At 38.2% G+C, this 17,506-nt stretch carries 13 protein-coding genes; 5 read left to right on the forward strand and 8 right to left on the reverse strand.

Annotated elements, in window-relative coordinates; genetic code table 11:
* Positions 1 to 86: 86 nt before the first annotated feature.
* The 3 genes from BS34_RS0100045 to BS34_RS0100055 all read right to left on the reverse strand — a co-directional run bounded on the left by BS34_RS0100045 (position 87) and on the right by BS34_RS0100055 (position 3,409).
* Positions 87 to 1,037: an IS110 family RNA-guided transposase gene (locus tag BS34_RS0100045; protein ID WP_029406513.1), complete on the reverse strand. Its 951-nt coding sequence runs from the start codon at positions 1,035 to 1,037 to the stop codon at positions 87 to 89.
* A gap of 321 nt (positions 1,038 to 1,358) precedes the next feature.
* Positions 1,359 to 2,747: an argininosuccinate lyase gene (gene argH / locus BS34_RS0100050; protein ID WP_029406514.1), complete on the reverse strand. Its 1,389-nt coding sequence runs from the start codon at positions 2,745 to 2,747 to the stop codon at positions 1,359 to 1,361.
* Between the two features lie 101 nt (positions 2,748 to 2,848).
* Positions 2,849 to 3,409 (reverse strand): thioredoxin family protein, encoded by a 561-nt coding sequence (locus BS34_RS0100055; RefSeq protein WP_029406515.1) that lies wholly within the window; start codon positions 3,407 to 3,409, stop codon positions 2,849 to 2,851.
* Positions 3,410 to 3,939: 530 nt separating this feature from the next.
* On the opposite strand from BS34_RS0100055, the gene hemC reads away from it, so the two are divergent.
* From hemC to BS34_RS0100075, 4 genes are all read left to right on the forward strand, one after another.
* Positions 3,940 to 4,884 carry a hydroxymethylbilane synthase gene (gene hemC, locus BS34_RS0100060; protein WP_029406516.1) on the forward strand — a complete coding sequence of 315 codons (945 nt, stop codon included), beginning with the start codon at positions 3,940 to 3,942 and terminating at the stop codon, positions 4,882 to 4,884.
* 28 nt (positions 4,885 to 4,912) lie between these two features.
* Positions 4,913 to 5,758, forward strand: a complete 846-nt coding sequence (locus BS34_RS0100065) for a uroporphyrinogen-III synthase (RefSeq protein ID WP_029406517.1) — start codon at positions 4,913 to 4,915, stop codon at positions 5,756 to 5,758.
* A gap of 67 nt (positions 5,759 to 5,825) precedes the next feature.
* Positions 5,826 to 7,304 (forward strand): coiled-coil domain-containing protein, encoded by a 1,479-nt coding sequence (locus tag BS34_RS0100070; protein WP_029406518.1) that lies wholly within the window; start codon positions 5,826 to 5,828, stop codon positions 7,302 to 7,304.
* 70 nt (positions 7,305 to 7,374) lie between these two features.
* Positions 7,375 to 8,550: a heme biosynthesis HemY N-terminal domain-containing protein gene (locus BS34_RS0100075; protein WP_029406519.1), complete on the forward strand. Its 1,176-nt coding sequence runs from the start codon at positions 7,375 to 7,377 to the stop codon at positions 8,548 to 8,550.
* 216 nt (positions 8,551 to 8,766) lie between these two features.
* On the opposite strand, the gene BS34_RS0100080 is transcribed toward BS34_RS0100075, so the two are convergent.
* The 3 genes from BS34_RS0100080 to xthA form a co-directional block, all read right to left on the reverse strand.
* Positions 8,767 to 10,134: a GGDEF domain-containing protein gene (locus tag BS34_RS0100080; protein WP_029406520.1), complete on the reverse strand. Its 1,368-nt coding sequence runs from the start codon at positions 10,132 to 10,134 to the stop codon at positions 8,767 to 8,769.
* A gap of 152 nt (positions 10,135 to 10,286) precedes the next feature.
* Positions 10,287 to 10,976 (reverse strand): FAD-binding oxidoreductase, encoded by a 690-nt coding sequence (locus tag BS34_RS0100085; RefSeq protein WP_051640589.1) that lies wholly within the window; start codon positions 10,974 to 10,976, stop codon positions 10,287 to 10,289.
* Between the two features lie 9 nt (positions 10,977 to 10,985).
* Positions 10,986 to 11,807, reverse strand: a complete 822-nt coding sequence (xthA, locus tag BS34_RS0100090; protein WP_029406522.1) for an exodeoxyribonuclease III — start codon at positions 11,805 to 11,807, stop codon at positions 10,986 to 10,988.
* A 348-nt stretch (positions 11,808 to 12,155) separates the two neighbouring features.
* Between xthA and purU the strand changes: the two genes are divergently transcribed.
* Complete coding sequence (gene purU / locus BS34_RS0100095) at positions 12,156 to 13,013, forward strand: formyltetrahydrofolate deformylase (protein WP_029406523.1); 858 nt, start codon at positions 12,156 to 12,158, stop codon at positions 13,011 to 13,013.
* Between the two features lie 128 nt (positions 13,014 to 13,141).
* Here purU and BS34_RS0100100 read toward each other — a convergent pair whose 3' ends face one another.
* Both BS34_RS0100100 and BS34_RS0100105 read right to left on the reverse strand, forming a co-directional pair.
* A complete protein-coding gene (locus BS34_RS0100100; RefSeq protein WP_029406524.1) occupies positions 13,142 to 15,427 on the reverse strand; it encodes a GNAT family N-acetyltransferase in 2,286 nt (761 codons plus the stop codon).
* A 71-nt stretch (positions 15,428 to 15,498) separates the two neighbouring features.
* The gene (locus BS34_RS0100105) at positions 15,499 to 17,505 is read right to left on the reverse strand and encodes an EAL domain-containing protein (protein WP_029406525.1); all 2,007 of its coding nucleotides are present in this window, start codon (positions 17,503 to 17,505) and stop codon (positions 15,499 to 15,501) included.
* Between the last annotated feature and the right edge of the window lies 1 nt (position 17,506).

Consider the following 17,506-nt stretch of genomic DNA (forward strand, 5'->3'; position numbering starts at 1 on the left):
CTATTTATTCAATAAAAAAGCCGCTAATACTTTAATTATTAGCGGCTTAAGCTCAAGTTACCAGATACCGTGTTTGATTTTCATAGTCAAGCACCAATCTTATATTCTGGATCAAAGGGTTTACCACTCTTCAGAATAGCATAAACCAGATGAATTAATTTGCGCATTACCGCGGCAACTATCTTCTTACCTGCAACCCCTCTTTTTCTCAGGTTGTCTGCAAAGGCTTTTAAGACAGGGTTGTATGCAATACTATTTACCGCAGGCATGTAGAGACACTTCCTTAAATTCGCATTGCCCATTTTGGAAAGCGATGAGCGATTTAAACTACTACCCGATTGCTGTATTTGTGGAACAAGACCAGAGTAACAGGCTAAGGCCTTTGCATTATCAAAACGATAAATGTCTTTGATATGAGTGATGAGTTCAATCGCTGTTTTTTCACCCAGTCCTTTAATGGACGTTAATAATGCCATCTGCTTAGCCAATTCAACATCCTGTTGAACGCAGCCTTTCATTTGAGATTGAATCTTTTCAATCTGCTTTTCTAACTGTTTAATCTGAGCTATTTGAATTTTCTGTACTTCAATTTCTGTCAAACTTTGCATTTGGTTTTTAATGCGGGTTTTTGTTTGAATTAACAAGGATTGAAGTGCTGAGAACTCTTGTAGCTTAGCGATAATCGGACTGTCAGGCTGCCAAGGTTTGAGTTTGTGTACTTCACAAAAATCTGCGATGAGCTTAGCATCTTCACTGTCGGTTTTAACACGCTTTAGTTTGGATTGAGCATAATGTTTGATTTTAAATGGGTTGATCACATACACAGGGTATTCTTGTTCATAAAGATACAAGGCTAATCCTAAATAGTATTTGCCTGTGGCTTCCATTGCGATGTGTGGAGAATCAAAAACACTAAGCCACTTGATAAACTTTTTAAACCCCGCTGGGGTGTTATTAAAAGTGACACTTTGCTTTTGAGTTGAAACCGCCACGTCAAAGGTGTCTTTACTGATGTCTATGCCGATGTATATTTTCATGTTCGAAATACCTATTTTATGCTAGGATTTAATTTCGTTTAGTAAGTTCACACTATGGCTATACTAACCTTATGAATACAGGCTAGGAGTCTTGTCCTGCCTAAGATACCGTTCAGTTTATAGTGTGTGGGGATAAAGGTCTTAATCTGATAACCTGGATCACTCTGGGTGTCATTGGCCTGGTAGCAAGATCTCTTTATCCCTTTACTAAGCGTCCTTAATAAATTCTCCACTTCTGGAGAACACTTTCAACATATAAGGCCTGGTAACTTGAGGTTTAACGTAAATTACGCATATCTTTATAAGATTTTTATAACATAGTTACAAGATTGTTTTAGCTCTAGCAACGGCTGCTCTTACTTGATTAGGGGCTGTTCCTCCTAAATGGTTACGAGCAGCAACAGAGCCTTCTAAAGTGAGTACTTCAAAAACATCATCCGTAATTTTGTCACAGAAACCTTGTAAGGTTTCTAAGGACATTTCAGAAAGATCTTCACCGGTTTGAATACCGTGAGCAACCGCTAAGCCAACGACTTCGTGAGAATCACGGAAAGCCAATCCTTTACCAACTAAATAATCCGCTAAATCTGTTGCCGTAGAAAAACCTCGTTTAGCTGCAGCATAAGTCATTTCACGTTTAACTTGAATAGCAGGCACCATATCAGCAAAGGCTTTTAAAGAGCCTCTAACGGTATTTACCGTATCAAATAGTGGTTCTTTATCTTCTTGGTTGTCTTTGTTATAGGCTAATGGCTGAGATTTCATTAAGGTTAACAAACTCATTAAGTGACCATAAACACGTCCAGTTTTACCACGTATAAGTTCTGGAACATCGGGGTTTTTCTTTTGCGGCATAATTGAAGAACCGGTACAAAAGCGATCAGGCAAATCAATAAACTGAAATTGTGCTGAAGACCATAAAACTAATTCTTCAGAAAAGCGCGACATATGCATTAATAAGGTAGCGGCAAAGTGAGTAAATTCAATCGCAAAGTCTCGGTCAGATACGCCATCTAAAGAGTTTTCCGAGATACGTTCAAACCCAAGTAGTTCAGCAGTATATTCACGCTCAATGGGGTAGGTTGTTCCGGCTAAGGCGGCTGAACCTAATGGCATGGTATTTACACGTTTACGGCAGTCTTGTAAACGTTCTACATCACGTTTAATCATTTCAAACCAAGCCAACATGTGATGTCCAAAGGTAACCGGCTGCGCAGTTTGTAAATGCGTAAAACCAGGCATGATGGTATCCGCTTCACGCTCAGCTATTTCTACTAAGCCAACTTGCAAACGCTTAAGCTCCGGTAAGATGGCATCAATTTCGTCACGAATATATAAACGAATATCCGTCGCAACTTGGTCATTACGAGAGCGACCGGTATGCAGTTTTTTACCGGTAATACCAATTAGGCTGGTTAAACGAGCTTCAATATTCATATGAATATCTTCTTGTTTGATTGACCACTGAAATTCACCGGCCTCAATTTCTTGTTGAACTTGAGTTAAGCCACCAATAATGTCGTTCAGTTCTGCCTCATTTAAAATGCCCACTTTGGTTAACATTTTTGCGTGCGCAATAGAGCCTTGAATATCTTGCTTATACATGCGGTTATCAAACTGAATAGAAGCGGTAAAAGCTTCTACAAAGGCATCGGTTGATTCACTAAAACGTGCACTAGATAGTTTTTCTTGGTTGTGTTGATTACTCATTCTTGTCTCAAACTTTATTTAATTTATTTTTATTGAGAGCTTTGCACAATTATAGATTTCGCGTAAAGCTTTCATTTATGCAGTCACTTTGTGCAAAAGTCTCACTTTGGCAATGCAAGATTGTTCTGTGTGGCTTGCGACTGAATTTCTAACTGTTCAGGCGTAGCCGGAATTTGTTTTTTAAGCCCCATATTTTTGTAGGCAATATTAATATGCTGATGAATCACACTCGCATATAAGGTAATTTCAGAAATACCCACGATACGAGGAGCTACTTCTCTACCAAACCCGTCAAAGAAGAGCATAGTAGGGGTTAAGTCTGCATTGAGTTTATAAGCCCATTTGTCTTTTTTTATGGGTTTTCCATACCAATCAATCAAAGGCTTTGGCTCATCCACACCAACATGTCGCATAAATACGACTTTACCTTCATACAGGCCATTGTAAGTCATGGGGTTTAATACCTCTTCATTAAGAAGATGGCAGTAATCACACCATTCAGCACCAAACATTAACATGATTGGCAGCCCTTGCTGTTTTGAACGCTCAGCTAAATTCTGCAGATTGGTGAGCTCTTTATATGAAGCATTTGCACTGACCCATGTTGGCATAAATTCCAATATGGCAAGTATTAGCAAATAGACAAAGGGTTTCTTTGGCATGGTAAGCTCCTTCTAAGCGTTTTGCAAAGGTCTCTTTTAGAGACCTTTGCACTAGATAGGTGCGAAAGAAAAATGTGGAAAAATTTACCTGATTCTCGACTTACCCCTTCGAGCGTCGAGTTCTTCGTTTGCGGCGGGAAACGTAGGGAATAGCTAGCTATTCGCAAGTTGTCGCCCAACGGAAGTACCCTTGGGGTACAACAAAAATCAGGTGAATTTTTACCCTCAAGGGGCACCTAGAACCATTTTTACTTGTACATACTCTCGTGCTAAGGTCTCTTTTAATGTAAAAAATTACAATAAAACTCGTAAAAACATCACAATCAGCTATAAAGCATTAACTTAAGCCCTTATTTTAACGAAAACTTTAAGAGGATTTTCAGTAAAATGGGGGAATTAATAAATGAACACAAAAGATTATCGTAACCCGCATCTTTCAAAAAAAATAGCATTGAGCTTTAAACGCTGAGTTTATCGCTTCTGTATCAAATGCCTTTATTTGAAAATGGTGCGGACAATTGGAAGCCAGTATGAAAAAAACCTTAAGAATTGCTACTCGCAAAAGCCCTCTAGCCATGTGGCAAGCAGAATTTGTTAAAGCGGAATTAGAAAAAGCCCATCCAGGTTTAGAGATTATCTTGTTACCCATGGTGACCAAAGGCGACAAGATATTAAACGTACCCTTGGCAAAAATTGGCGGTAAAGGTTTATTTACTAAAGAGTTAGAAGACCGCATGATGGAAGGCGAAGCGGATATTGCCGTGCATTCTATGAAAGATGTTCCCATGGAATTACCAGAAGGCTTTGCATTAGGAGCCATTTTAGAACGCCACGCACCAACCGATGCTTTTGTATCTAATCAATATGAAACATTTGATTCTTTACCGCAGGGTGCGATTTTAGGCACCTCCAGCCTACGTCGTAAAGCGCAATTGTTAGCGCAAAGACCCGATTTAGATGTGCGTGACTTGCGTGGTAATGTAGGGACTCGTTTAGGTAAGTTAGATGCAGGTGAGTATGATGCGATTGTGTTGGCGACCTCTGGATTAATGAGATTAGAGCTGGATGAGCGTATTCGTCATGAAATTACTCCAGAAGTTTGTTTGCCTGCGGTGACTCAAGGTACCTTAGGGATTGAATATTTTGCAAAAGATACCGATACTTTAGAGATTATTAAAGTACTTAACCATAGCGAAACTGAAATTCGTACCATTGCGGAACGTGCAATGAATCATCACCTAGAAGGTGGGTGTCAAGTTCCCATTGGTGTTTATGCTGAATTAGACGGTGATGAGTTATCTATGCGCGGTTTAGTGGGAGCTTTAGATGGTTCTGAAATTTTAACCGCTAGTATTGAAGGTAAAGCAAATCAAGCGAAAGAGCTTGGTGTTAATTTGGCTAAAAAACTTTTAGACCAAGGTGCAAAAGCTATTTTAGATGAAGTATATGCTAATGATGAGCACCATAAAGGCTAACAATTGAATGGGATTTTAAGGTAATTTAATGAACGCTAATAATGGAATAGATGATCTCTCCGATTTTACGTTGTTAAATACCAGGCCTGCTCATCAGGCTAGCCAATTGTCAGCTTTATTTGAATCTTATGGTGGGCAGGTTATTTCTTGCCCCTTGATAGAAATTGAATGGTTAGATTCTGCTTTCTTAAATTTAAATATAGAATCAAACAATAGCCTAACGTTTGATAAAGTGATTTTTACCAGCGCCAATGCGGTTGAAGGCTGGTGTCGCTTAAAACCATCGTCAGGTCAAACATCAGGTCAAACGTTAAGCCAGGAATATAAACGTTGTTTTTTAAATGCTGATTTATTTGCCATTGGCAGAGCAACACAAGCAAAAGGAGAGACATTGGGTTTAACGCTTAAATCCTTGTCTCTCAAACAGTTTGATAGTGAACACTTTTTAGCGCATACAGAAATGCACTCTGTTGATGGCCAACAAATTGCGTTAGTTAAAGGTGCAGAAGGACGAACCTTAATTGCAGACACCTTAACTCAGCGTGGTGCAAATGTTCAGACTTTTGATGTTTATCAACGTCAAACTCGACCCTTTTGTGTTGACGCTTGGGAGCGATTTTTAGAATCTAAGAATCCCGTGTTACTCATTACCAGCTTAGACAGTTGGCATAAACTGTTAGCAGGCATTATTAAGCTCTATAATATAATTGATCAACAAATTATGGAAAATTCATGTTGGTCAAAAATTAGGTTAGTCGTTGTGATGAGTCAAAGAATTGCAAACCATATTCAGCAAGATGGGTTTAATCAACCTATCTCGATAGTTAAAAGCCAAAGTAATCAAGGCATTATTGAGGCTATCAATGATTATTAAATTGATTGTAATTTTAAATGAATCACCATAAGTGTGAATTACAGAGTGTTTTAAATTAGGTGAAAAAATGTCTGAACGTATAAAACCCAATGCTGAACATCGCATTGTTGATGGTGAAGTGATTCCAGAGAATTTAGCCAGTATTGATGAAAAAATTGAACGTGCTAAGGCCTATTCAGAGCAGAAAGCTGAAGAGGCAAACCTTGATAAAGAGGTTTCTCCAGAAGATGTAAATGACTTAGGAGGCGATATTGATCCACAGGCACCCATTTCTGAGGGGATTGAGTTAGATTCAGAAACTCATCCTGATAAAGTTAGCTTTTTAAGCAGACATAAAACGACATTATTATGGTTGTCGGTCATTTTAGCGGTAGTGGTAACGTTATACTTTACTCGTCCAGACATGAGCTGGCAGATACAACGTATTAATGAATTGCAAAACCAGGTAGCACAACTCCGACAAGATAATAACGCGCTTGATGTAAGAATTAAGGAGCAGCAACAAATCATTGCTGACAGCGTTAAAAGTGAAGTTAAAAAATCTCTTCAAGACCCAGAAAATGCACCTGCGGTCACTCAAGCCGATTTGTCACAAATTCAGCAACAAACACAACAACAAATTAAGCAGCTTAAGGAAACGGTAGCCCAGTTAGGCGGACAGAGTAGTGAGCAATTAGATCAAGCGCTCAAACAACTACAAAGCATGACTCAAAAGGCACAACAAGAGCTACAGCCTAATGATGCGCAACTTAAAGCCTTAGCCGACTTAGAGAAAAACTTACAAAATCAAATTAATGGTTTTGCTAAAAAGTTAAGTGAGTTGTTCTTATTTAAAGAAGAGCAGCAAGTCTTAACGAAACAACCCCCTGTTTTAAAGCTAGATATGCCGTTAGATAGTTTACAAATCCAACAGTGGATTGTTGAGATAAATACCCAATGGATTTTAAATGGTCGTGTTGATAAAACTCAAAAACAGTTACTAGCCTTAGAGCAAGCGGCAAGTTTAAGTGATTTCTCTCATACCACGGCGTTAGCAAGATTAATCGGTCAAGATTTAGGCTATTTAAAACAAGTAAAAGATAAACAAAACAAGCCATCACAAATATCGACAGATGCACTTAAAGAGGCCGTAAATCAATTAAGTGCTAAAAACTTGTTTACAGCCTCACAGCGTGAGATTGACCAAGCTAACGCCGAGAGTCAGTCAGAAAGTGGTTTAGACAAACTGATGACTAAATTTAGTCAAATGATTAGTATTAAAAAGCGCTCTGAAAATGGGGATGTAACGCCTGTCGATGACTTGCTTAAAAATGATGTGCTATTACAACGATTGAGTTTATTAGTTGACCGTTTAGACTGGGGGATGCAAACTCAGTCGGTTGCTACGGTTAAAGAAGCCAGTAACGCAATTAAAGCTTTTGTAAAAGCGCATTACGCTAAGTCGTATTCAGAATTTAATCTGTTATTAACGCCCTTTGAAAATGTTGAGTTTGAAAGTAAGAAACCACTATCAATCTTAAAGTTAGACCAAGAGGTAAATAAATAATGAGGGTTCTATTTAAAGCTAACGATTTTAGTTTAATGCTTCAATGTAATAGCAATGAGATAACCTGATTATGCGTTTAATTTTAATACTCGCAGCGGTCTTTTTTGTAGCAACGTCTTTAACTACCATGTTGCTTTATGACAATGGTCAAGTCTCCATGGTTTGGGGAGATTGGGTTTTACAAACTAGTGTCAGTTTTTTAATTGCCGCTTCAATTATTGGTTTTATTCTAAGTTATGCGTTGATTCGCCTTTTACTTAATATTTGGCATCTTCCTCTATTCTGGCGAAAACATCGTCGTTTACGTCAGTACAGTAAAGCAGAAACAGCTATGGCAAAGGGAATGATTGCACTTGAGTATGGGGATTGGCAAAAAGCAGAAAAAGAGCTTATTAAAAGTGCTAAAAACAGTGAATCTGGTTTGGTGCATTATTTAAGTGCAGCAAAAATGGCACATAACCAAAAAGCCTATTCACGCAGAGACAATTATATTGATCAGGCTCGAGACGTGTATCCAGAAGAGTACATAACCATTGGTCTAGTCGAAGCTCGTTTACTTGCCGAAGATAAGCCCAAAACGGCTATAGCAGTTCTAGAAGCTTTACATGAACAACAACCTAAAAACCCAACGATATTAGCGGAGTATGCTTTAGGTTTGAAACAGTTAGGCTATTGGGAAACCTTGGCTGAATTACTTCCAGATATTAAAAAAACACGCGCCTTAGAGCCGGCTGAGTATGAACAGTTAGAGCAACAATTTTGGGCAGGTAAGTTAGCTTCGGCCGTGGATAGTGATGCCCTTCAGTTTATTTGGAATAATTTAACTAAAAAGCAGCAGATGGCACCAGAAATTCTTGCCGAATATGTTGAGCAAAGGATAGGTTGGAAAGATGAAGTCACTTTAGAAATGTTGTTAACTAAAGCGATTAAAAAACAGTGGAATGATAGGCTAGTTTATCAGTATGGACGTTTAACATTAGGCCCAGCCTTTGACAGGCTTAAAACTGCAGAGAAGTGGAAAACGGTGCAAGGTGATAGTAACCCGGTATTACTTCTAACACTAGGGCGACTAGCCTGTCAGAGCCAACTATGGGGGCTGGGACAAAGCTATTTAAAACAAAGCTTACAACTGAGAGCAGAGGTGGAAACGTTTCATGCTTTAGCGCAATGTTATGAAGCAGAAGGCAAGGAAAATCAAGCGGCTTTAACTTATAAAGAAGCTATTTTACAATTAGAAAAGAAGTAGCCATCTCTTTAAAATTTTAATAAACATAACCTACCAGGCCTAGTAGGTTGTTTAAGTTTTCTTCTCTTCTCTTTAGGCATACCTGTAACTGAAGTTATTTTGTTTTCTGTAATAAAACTCTATAAAGCTTACCTAAAAACATTTGCTATAAAATTTAGGTATAAAAAAACCAACTCTAAGGCTGGTTTTAACTATTTAATTAGCGTGATTGTTTAATCATTCTAGTTGGGATTTTTTCTGATTAGAAGGCGGATAGCGCCCAGTGATTTCTTCAGAATCACGCATTTTTACTACAGCTTCTTTTAGCAAGTCTTTGGCGGTTTTATCATCACCCGTATAAGTGGCATGCCCAATTTGAATCGTAAATTCATATTCAGGTCGCGCAATTTTACGTTGCTCATCTTGAGGTACTTCACTATTAATTAGGCGGTTATAGATATCTTTTTTAACCGTTTCAATGCCTACTTCATCTGTTTCAGGCGTGACGATAGCAAAGATGTGTTCTTCTAATCTAAAGGCCATGTCTGTTTCACGAGTGTCATTATGCAGGATTTCTCCAAACACCATAAATTTTGAACCAGGAGCCTCTATTTCAATGTTTTTGGCAGTAGAATTCAGAACCTTAACATTAACAAGTTTAATCAATAATAAAGAGAATGCATGTTGGTAACGATGGCTTCGGAAAAGCTCATATTTCATGACTTCATTAAAACGTTCTTTATGGAAAAGTCCCGTTTCATGTTCGGTGACCACTAAAGCATCTAACTTATCGTAAATACCTTTTATGGTATTGATATGGGCTGAAATACTTTCGTCAATTTGATCTATTTCAATCATCTTTTGGGGAGTCCGCTCCCAATCAATCTCCTGTTCATGGCTACTTAAACGTAAACGTTTAACGCGTTCATTAAGGCCAGATAAAGGAACCAGTAAGTTCATCTGAACTAATCGATTAGTAATAATGGTGGCTACAATAATAAAGATTGTTAAAAACACGATAAAAAATAGAATGATTGAGCTTGCTGAAACTTGGTTAATTGACATTGGAACTTGTAGAACCATTGTTCCCGCTAAAGCTCCAGCGTAGACCTGACCTGTTTTAACCTCTTGAGAGTGACAGACTAAACATTGGCTTTGAAACTTAATGGGGATAGCCGCATTGATTGTGCTACTAATAATATTGGTTTCTATTACAACACGTTCGTTACGCTCAACATCTCTTATTAGGCGTTGAAATGTTGCGGTAGTTGGCGTAGATGGATCGACAACATCATCAACTTCGGGGTCTAAAAATTCAGGAGCTTTTTGTAGGAAGAGTGCCGCGCCAGGCATTTTTTCACGAATTTGCTGGTAAACTTTATCAATATTGTATGGCTGCCAACCTGTATTTAGGTATTCATGCACGGCTCCATAACTTTCTTTTTCTAAGTTCTTAATATCGGAATCAACCGCATGGTTTAGTGCAAAAAATGCAGGAATAGCTGTTAAAGGCAAACTAATTGCAAACGCGACTGCAATAGCAATAAAAAGTTGGTGTATGAGTACCGATTTGAATGTGTATTGTTTAAAGTTAATTTTTGCCATGATTGTCTTTTAAAGTTTTTTCACATTTGCATTATAGTCTAGGAAATAAAGGTTTTTCAGGCATTTAAACAACAATAAATTAATAAGGGTATTAATGACTTCTGATTATCTTTTAATGCTAGTCACTAATACTTATTAAACTGGGCTGATTCTTAATGTATTAATTTATCTTCTGGCAGTCCGGCATCGTAAAATGCCTGCTTGGCAGTTTGAATCATTGGCCAAGGGCCACACATATAAACGGTAATTTTATCAAGGCTAGGGTGTTGTTTTAAAACAATCTCATGAACTAAACCGGTTTCACCATTCCAGTTTTCAATACTCTCTGATAAGACGGGGACGTAATTGATATGTGGGTGCTTTTGAGTTAAATCAACTAACCAATTATGCATGTATAAATCTTCAACTGAGCGAGCTCCCCAATAAAAGGTAATAGGAACTTCAATTTGTTGACGTAGTGATTCAATTAGCAAGGCTCGCATAGGTGCAAATCCAGTGCCACCGGCTACAAAAAGTATTGCATCATGCGCTGAATGTAATGCCATTTGCGCTTTTGGCCCCTGCATAACAAGGGTATCGCCTGCTTGTGTTGTAAACAGCTTTTCCATCCAATCGCTGTCGGATTGTTTACGAATGTGGCACTCAATTAAGCCGTCTTCTCTAGGTGCATTAGCAATAGAGAAAGGTTTAAGTTCAGCGGTATCAAAACCTAGCATGACATAATCACCAGAAGTATAGGTGATTGGATGTTCTGGTTGAAGAAGCAATTGAATAATTTGCGGTGCAAGTGAGTTAGCTTGTATGACTTTCATTACATGCGTTTGTTCTGCAGTCGTTGGCATGGTGCTTCCTTAAAGTTTAAATTCAGTCCAAATCGGCGCGTGATCAGAAGGTTTTTCCATTGCTCTAATGTCATAGCCAACTTCACTTGCAACGGCTTTGTTATTTAGAGATTCAGTGGCTAAAACCGTGTCAATTCTTAAACCTCTTCTTGGTTCACGATCAAAACCTTTAGAGCGATAATCAAACCAGCTAAAAATATCATTGGTATCAGGGTGAATCGTTCTAAACGTATCGATTAGCCCCCAGTCTAAAAGACGCTGCCACCATTCACGTTCTTCTGGTAAAAAACTAGTTTTACCATCACGCAACCAGCGCTTACGATTAGGTTCCCCAATACCAATATCTAAGTCCGTGGGTGAAATATTAAAGTCGCCAATAACCGCTATTTGTTGGCTTGGGTCACAATCTTGTTGTAAATACGCCATTAAATCTTGATAGAACTTCTCTTTTGCAGGAAATTTTACAGGATGGTCACGGCTTTCGCCTTGTGGGAAATAGCCATTAATCACTTTAACGGATTCACCATTTTCAAATTTAAAGTCGCCAATCACCATGCGTTTTTGAGCGGTTTCATCATCCGTTTTCCAGCCAAGTTGCGAGTTAACTAACTCAATGCCTTTACGGTATAAAAGGGCAACACCATAGTGGGTTTTTTGGCCCATAAAAATAGCGTTGTAACCCATGGCTTCAATATCTGCTAATGGGAATTCATGGTCCTGAACCTTGGTCTCTTGTAAACCGATAATATCTGGTGCAATTTGATCTGTTAGAGCTTGAAGTTGATGTAAGCGTAATCTAACGCTATTAGTATTGAATGAAACAATTTTCATGAAAACAAGAAGCCTTTACAATGTATGTTTTTTTAATTTAGTGAATTACCGAAATTATAACGAATTTGGTTAATTAAACTTGCTTTATATTTAGTGAGATCCTTTTGTGAATCGATGAATGTACAAAAAAATCTATAATTTTGTGTTATCAGCCTAAAACCCTCACGTAACAGTCGCCTGATATATCGTTTTTTAGACTAAATCTCAAGAATTTGTTCACTTTTTTACATCACCAGAACAGTCAAGGGCCTTATAGAAAAAGGCTTTAAACAGAATTTTTTTTTGGCATTTGATATTATGAGTTAACAAAAAATAAACACGTTTAAATTATTAAGGAATTTCATTGCTATGAGCCATGTATATCGACTCGTTATTTCTTGTCCTGATCAAGTTGGGATTGTTGCCAAAGTGGCAAAATATATTGCTGAACAGGGTGGGTCAATTGTGGAAGCAAACCATCATACAGATTCAAGTAATGGCTGGTTTTTTATGCGCCACGAAATTTTGGCTAGCTCCTTATCATCTTCGTTAGCGGAATTTGAAAAAGGCTTTGAAGTCATTGCTAAAGAGTTTGAAATGCAATGGTATATTTCAGATTCTGAAAAGCCTAAAAAGATTGCTCTATTTGCTTCCAAAGAATCGCATTGTTTAGCCGATTTACTGCATAGATGGCATGAAGGTGAATTACCGGGTGAAGTGGTTTGTGTGATTGCGAATCATGATGATTTACGCTCAATGGTAGAGTGGTATAAAGTCCCTTTTCACCATATTCCGGTTACGCCCGATACTAAGCCTCAAGCATTTACAGAAGCAGAAGTGACCGCTGCTAAATATCAGGCTGATGTGATTGTACTGGCTCGTTATATGCAAATATTACCACCCAAAATGTGTCGTGATTATGCGGGGCAAGTCATTAACATTCATCACAGCTTTTTACCTTCTTTTGTTGGGGCAAAACCTTATCATCAGGCAAGTGAACGAGGTGTGAAATTAATTGGCGCAACCTGTCACTATGTAACAGAAGATTTGGACGAAGGCCCGATTATTGAACAAGATGTGATTCGCGTTAACCACTCTAAGACCATTGACGACCTTAAACGTTTAGGGCGCGATGTAGAAAAAACCGTATTAGCACGTGGGTTACGTTATCACCTAGAAGACAGAGTGCTGATTCACGGTAATAAAACCGTGGTTTTTGACTCTTAATTATGAGTGTATGTATCAAGTTACCAGGCCTGGTAACTTGGATATTTTGTTTTTCAAGAAGCCGATGTATTTATTGATGCATTGGCTTTTTTATAAAAGTATACAAGCGAATTCTTTAGTCTAGCTATTTAATAGTGTCTGGCAGACCGGCCAAAACTTTGATTTTGATTGGCAATTTTATTCTTTGGAATCCAATTTGCAATCATTTCTTTGAGCGCGTCTTCAACCCCTTTTCGACCACTTAAATGATGTTGATGAGCAACTGTTTGCCAACTCTCTTTTTTGAGAACTTTATCGCACCAAATGGCTTGCTCGCTAATCGAGGCGTTACCAATGGTATGGGCAGACTGAATGCTCCATTCCCATATTTTTCCACTGATGGATTCATATGGGCGGGTATTGTTTTGATAGTTGATTAAAGCTTTATTTAAACCTTGATTACGCTTTTTAAAGCGGAAGGTATTAATGATTTGCCAGACTTGAGTGGCGGGTAAGTGTGGTAAGGATTCTAATAATATATGTGGAAACTGCTCCTGAAAACGCGATTGTATCAAGGCTAAAGCTTGTCGTGCCATTGCCGTTAGCGGTTTGGCGACCACTAAATTATGGCTGCCACTCGCTTTGTCTCGTTTAACGCCAACATGTAGGGGCCAAAAGTGTTGTTCAAACCAAAAAGGAAGTAATTCTTCACTTGCTCCAAAGCTACTGCTTAGGTAGTCAATACCGGCTAAAGTGGCTAGTTTTTCTACCTCTTGCAATAAGTGTTGACCAATACCATTGCGTTGATACGCAGGGTGCACAGCAATGCGCATGATTCGCCAGGTTGAAAGTAGTAAAAAATCGTTTTGAGCGTAGTTTTTTGTGAGTAGTTGCGGAACTAAATGCCCATGTGAACGGGTTTGTGTCGGGTTTAATTTACCTTCTTCTATACATAGTACCGCTCCAATGATATGCATCTGTTCAGCTTGCTGTAGACAAGCGACTAAAATATGAATGTTAGGGGCATTAAGCAGTTGCTGTAGATCATTTGGACTAGTTTGATAATGTGCTTGAACCAACAGGCCAAAAAGCGATTCTAGCATTGCACGATTATCTAGAAGTTCACTGGTCTCGATTTTTTCAAAGTTTAAATCTAATGGGGTAATGGTATCAAAAACTTCAGATTCATCAATGTCAGCAAAGCTTGCATCCAGTAACAGTGCATGATTGATCGCAAGCTCTAACGGATCATTTTCTGCCCAGCGTATCGGTTCTTTTAAGTGGCAGGCTTTCCAATTAGGTGTAAGTATATCGAGTTGTTTTTTAAAACGTAATTCAAACCCTCTACCCGAACCTTCGTAACCATGCTGTGTTGTGGCAAAAGCCAAACGATGATGGCGCATGAGTAGATCGGTTAATAAAGGGGTTGGCAAATGTGCCGCTTCATCAACCAATAATAAGTCTGCGGCAGTAGGGTTTAAAATCAAATAGTCGGGTGCAATAAACTCAAACGTTTTTAGTTCATTGTTATATTTAAAACTGACCAGGCCTGGTTTATTGTGAATAATTTCAACTTCCAAACCTTGTTCTGGGTTGTAAATCGTTTCTAAGTGGGCTACAGCATGTTTAAATGCCGCTTTGGTTTGATCTAGTCTGCTAGCGGTGATGGCAATATGGTGTTTACCATTGAGTAAGCAATCAATTGCAGCAATACCTAAAGCACTACTCTTGCCACGACCTCGATCTGCAGTAATAACTAGTGGGCGTTTACGGTGTCCAAAAGCTACGGAATGAATGGCTTTAATGGCATGAGTTTGATCTTCTGTAGGAAGCATTTGATGATAAACACTGTCGACCGAATGACTAAGGTTATGACTAAGGTTATGACCATGGTTTTGATTAAGGCGGCGAGTCGATGCGTCGCTATTTTCTTGCTCAAGCCAGATAATATTTGAGTTTTTCCAGCTTTGAATTAGATGGTCTGTAAAAGTATTTTTAGCATCACTAAGCGTAAATGGGGTGTTTAAAAATCGACTGTTTTCGGGATTATTTAATGAAGCCCACTCTTTAAGGTTTGGCGTTAGTAAAATGAGTAGTCCGCCAGACTGAATCATGCCGGATACAATGCCTAAGGTATCCGCGCTTAAACCTTGTTTAACGTCAATCACCGCTCCAGATATTTCTTGTCCTAGATAATAGGGTAAACGTTTAGCTTCTATGCATTCAAAATGATGTTTTAAAAATTCGTTAGGTATGCAAATAGCTTCTTGAATGTCGTTTTCAGTTAGGGATGAGGCAACCCAAAAAACGGTTTCGTGGCTTTTATAGAGCGATTCTATTTGTTGATTTTGCCAGTCAGAATCCCCGCTTAAAATCACTAGAGCTCGGTGGCGTTCGTTAACCAGGTTTTTACGGAGTTCAATAAGGTCGGTCATGTCTTTTAAGAATTCTCTGGGCTAATTTTGTTTGCTTGCTTGTTTTATGTATATGAAAAAGCAAAGTTAATTTAATATAGCCATTCAGTTAACGGTTTAGGCTTACCTAGATAATACCCTTGCCCATAAGTAATGCCAATACGTGTTAATTCTTCTACATCTTCTTTTGTTTCAACGTATTCTGCTACGGTTTCTTGGTTTCTAAGCGTGCTAATTTCTTGAATGTAGCGAATAACCATTTTGTCACTTGGATCTTTGTGCATGTCTTTTACAAAACTGCCGTCTATTTTAATAACGTCAAAAGGTAAACATTTAAGGTATTCAAATGAAGACATTCCTGTTCCAAAATCATCTAAGGCTAAACCAATGCCAATCTCTTTTAACCAATTAATAAATTCATGTGCTTGGCTAAAGTTACCAACGGCAGAGGTTTCTGTTAATTCAAGTTCTAGTTTATGCCATGGAAAGTTAAAAGTTTGAATCGCTAGTTTTAGCTTAGACTGAAAGTCAGGATGATTTAAGGATGACCCTGCAAGATTTATATGAACGACGTGAAGTTGATTAATATGTTCAGGGTATTGTGTGATTAAAGTAAGGTATTCCCAAAGTACATAGGCATCTATATCGGCCATCATTTGATAGCGTTCAGCGGTGGGTAAAAAACTATCTGGTGAAATGAAGTTTTGGTTTGAATCCCATAGTCGCAATAAAATTTCGTAGCTGACCTTGTCAGTTTTATATTGTAAGGGTTGAATTAATTGTGCATGCAATTCAAAACGCGAGTTTTCTTTTGCTAAGGCCCCTTTAATAAAGCCTGCCGTTATGACTTCTTGATTTAATCTCTCAGCTAAATTGTCATCAGGCTGAAAGATATGTAGCTTATTTTTGCCTTGAGATTTTGCAATATGTAGCGCATTTTCTGCCGATTTAGTTAGCTCTTGCAGGCTATGGCTAAAAGCCTGAAAGCAAACAAAACCGATTGAAGCCGAAACTGAAAATGCTTGGCCTTCCCATGAAAAACGAAAATCATTTAACTGCTTTAATAAATCGTTGGCGTAAGTTAACCCTTTTTCTTCAGAAAAATCTTTTAATAAGATGTAAAAATCATCACTTTCCATGCGAGCAATAATGGATTCTTCTGGTAAATGATTATTGAGACTGCTCGCAATCATTTTGAGTAATTCATCTCCAGATTCATGGCCTACGGTATCGTTGATGATTTTAAATTGATCAATATTTAGGTTGATAAGACTATGTGATTCGGTCTGTAGCTTGTCATTATGATGGTTTTTCTTGAGCAGTTTTTTGAGAGTGTTTTCCATGTAAAAACGATTAAAACAACCTGTAAGAGGGTCATGTTCTGCAATGTAGCGTAATTGCTGAGACGTATCAGAAATTTGATTCATCATCTGGTTAAAGCCATTAAACAAAACTTTGACTTCATTTTCTGAGGAGGTATTAAGTTCGGTGAACTCATTTTGAGTTGGTTTATTGACTCTCATGGCTTGCGCTAACTTCTCAAATGGTTGTGAGTAGAGACGGCTAAGCCTTAGGGTTAATAAAAAACCGATTAAGAGCTCAAGAGGAAATGCGATGATTAAGTAGAAGAAATGTTCGTTTAATTGGGTGGTAAAGTCATGAATATCAATAATGTAGGCTACAGAACCAAATTTATGTCCATCGAGCTCAAGTGGAAGTTTGACATAAAGATCTTCGCCACTAAATGAGGGTTTGCTTGTTGCCTGTTTAATGATTTGATCGTATTGGTTTGTGTTATTGCGGTTGTATTCATATACCGGCTGGTCACTTTCATCATAGAGAAAGACTTTGTCCACAGAGTTAAAATTAGAGAGTCTGAAAGATAAGTCGGAATAAATATCGGTTTCATTGCTTACCAAGGCGTTAAGCATATCGTGGCTCATGGCATTATTTAAGGTTTGAGAGAGCTCGATAGCGAGCTTTTTACGCTCTTGTAAATCTAAATAATAAGAAATTGAAAGGGTTGCTATAGTAAAGCCGAGCAACATCAGTGAAATCAAAACAAAGAGTTGAATTTGGATACTTAATTTACGCCACATT

Source organism: Thiomicrorhabdus sp. Milos-T2 (assembly GCF_000702325.1).
In the GTDB taxonomy this organism is placed as follows: Bacteria; Pseudomonadota; Gammaproteobacteria; order Thiomicrospirales; family Thiomicrospiraceae; genus Thiomicrorhabdus.

What these genes read in the sequence shown, in the direction of transcription:
- BS34_RS0100045 (WP_029406513.1), bottom strand. Translation starts at nt 1,037, where the DNA reads ATGAAAATATACATCGGCATAGACATCAGTAAAGACACCTTTGACGTG.
- argH (WP_029406514.1), bottom strand. Translation starts at nt 2,747, where the DNA reads ATGAGTAATCAACACAACCAAGAAAAACTATCTAGTGCACGTTTTAGT.
- BS34_RS0100055 (WP_029406515.1), bottom strand. Translation starts at nt 3,409, where the DNA reads ATGCCAAAGAAACCCTTTGTCTATTTGCTAATACTTGCCATATTGGAA.
- hemC (WP_029406516.1), top strand. Translation starts at nt 3,940, where the DNA reads ATGAAAAAAACCTTAAGAATTGCTACTCGCAAAAGCCCTCTAGCCATG.
- BS34_RS0100065 (WP_029406517.1), top strand. Translation starts at nt 4,913, where the DNA reads ATGAACGCTAATAATGGAATAGATGATCTCTCCGATTTTACGTTGTTA.
- BS34_RS0100070 (WP_029406518.1), top strand. Translation starts at nt 5,826, where the DNA reads ATGTCTGAACGTATAAAACCCAATGCTGAACATCGCATTGTTGATGGT.
- BS34_RS0100075 (WP_029406519.1), top strand. Translation starts at nt 7,375, where the DNA reads ATGCGTTTAATTTTAATACTCGCAGCGGTCTTTTTTGTAGCAACGTCT.
- BS34_RS0100080 (WP_029406520.1), bottom strand. Translation starts at nt 10,134, where the DNA reads ATGGCAAAAATTAACTTTAAACAATACACATTCAAATCGGTACTCATA.
- BS34_RS0100085 (WP_051640589.1), bottom strand. Translation starts at nt 10,976, where the DNA reads ATGCCAACGACTGCAGAACAAACGCATGTAATGAAAGTCATACAAGCT.
- xthA (WP_029406522.1), bottom strand. Translation starts at nt 11,807, where the DNA reads ATGAAAATTGTTTCATTCAATACTAATAGCGTTAGATTACGCTTACAT.
- purU (WP_029406523.1), top strand. Translation starts at nt 12,156, where the DNA reads ATGAGCCATGTATATCGACTCGTTATTTCTTGTCCTGATCAAGTTGGG.
- BS34_RS0100100 (WP_029406524.1), bottom strand. Translation starts at nt 15,427, where the DNA reads ATGACCGACCTTATTGAACTCCGTAAAAACCTGGTTAACGAACGCCAC.
- BS34_RS0100105 (WP_029406525.1), bottom strand. Translation starts at nt 17,505, where the DNA reads ATGTGGCGTAAATTAAGTATCCAAATTCAACTCTTTGTTTTGATTTCA.